1 protein-coding gene is annotated in these 1,409 nt (G+C 40.0%); it reads left to right on the top strand.

Going from position 1 to position 1,409, the window contains the following annotated elements:
* Positions 1-82: 82 nt before the first annotated feature.
* Positions 83-682 (top strand): abortive infection system antitoxin AbiGi family protein, encoded by a 600-nt coding sequence (locus BS19_RS14985; RefSeq protein WP_245609292.1) that lies wholly within the window; start codon positions 83-85, stop codon positions 680-682.
* The last annotated feature ends 727 nt before the right edge of the window (positions 683-1,409 follow it).

The following is a 1,409-nucleotide window of genomic DNA, read 5'->3' as shown; positions in this document are numbered from 1 at the left end:
CACATCAGTATAACGGTGGCCTAACGCCCAATGAATCAGAAAGATTATATTGGGAAAACTCTAAAACCGTGGCCAATTTTAGTTGACCACTACACTCCCTATGGTTTGTTTCTGTGATATCCCATTATCGAGAATTGGTGAACACGTTAAGTTCTATGGCGAGTTTGGCTTAGGAATGAGTCGTGAATGGGCTGAGAGAAATGGATTGAATCCGATCATGTACTTACTGCCGAACAGCAAGTTGGCATCGGCAATGAAAGCTGTTGACCTAAATGTAGAGAAATTGGATGACGAGTCAGCATTGAAAGAAATGGAATATGTGCTGTCATATTGCAAGCCTGTTGTTGGTGAAATGACCATCAATGGTAGAGTTGAAACGAAAGAATTTTTCCAAGAGTCAGAGTGGAGATTTATTCCAGTAAATCACAATATAGAAAGTTATCTGATTGAGTTTGAGTACGAGAATCCTAGTAAACTCGAAGAAGAAAACCAGAAAACAAAAGAGTTTACGTCTTTGACCCTCGAGCCGAATGATGTCAAATATATCTTCGTAAAGAAAGACTCCGACATTCCAGAAATGATCAAGTTTATTCAAAGTGAAATGGATGATTTTGTTTCATCCGACATAAAGGTGTTAATGTCTCGAGTCATTTCTCTTGAGAGCATATCGAATGACATGTGATATTTCTTGCTAACAAAGCGTTTAAGACGGATTCCCAACGCTCGGCATTTTCGGTTTGATTCAGCTTTAGTGTTTACGGCACAATGGTTTAGGTCGGGTGGTCTGCGTTGCTCACCACTTAACGCGGCGTTAGTTGCCAGTGGGAAAAACGCAGCTAAAGCAGAAAAATTAAGGCTAATGAATTGTCCAATTGCGCTCGGTTTTGTATCTGGGTGTGGTTTGCTGAAGTTGTGTTCGATTTTTAATGTTGTGGTTTTGTTTTGTCGTTTCAGACGCTAATTTACTCGTTGAAATTCAGCTTTGTGGCATTGGCTTTCCAAAAGGTCTTTTTGGTGCTTTTAGGCAGTTTTCTGCGGCGTTGTAAGTTCCAAGTGGTTTCAGTAACAGTTGCTTTGAAACTGCGCCTGATTTGAGTTTTTCAAAGCGCTCAAAAACGGTGTTGGCAAAGTGGAAATGAATTAGAAATCAAAGGTTAAGAATGGCAACTAACAAGGCGTTTAAGGCGGATTCACAACGCTTGGCGGTTTTGGTTCAAGTTAGCTTAAGTGTTTAAGGCACAATGGTTTAGGTTTGGTGATTAGCGTTGTTCACCACTTAACGCAGCGTTATACGAGTAGGTTTATTCACATTAATAAGGAGTGAAAAATTGGAAGCATTTATATATTTTGGCGTTTCAGTATTAGCCGGTATGATTACAGCGCTCGGCTGCGCTTTAAAAAAGTTGCTT

Origin of the sequence: Vibrio pacinii DSM 19139 (assembly GCF_000711795.1) — a bacterium.
Classification (GTDB): Bacteria; Pseudomonadota; Gammaproteobacteria; order Enterobacterales; family Vibrionaceae; genus Vibrio; species Vibrio pacinii.
The sequence above is the reverse complement of the archived record's forward strand: the minus strand, read 5'-3'. Positions and strand labels throughout refer to the sequence as shown.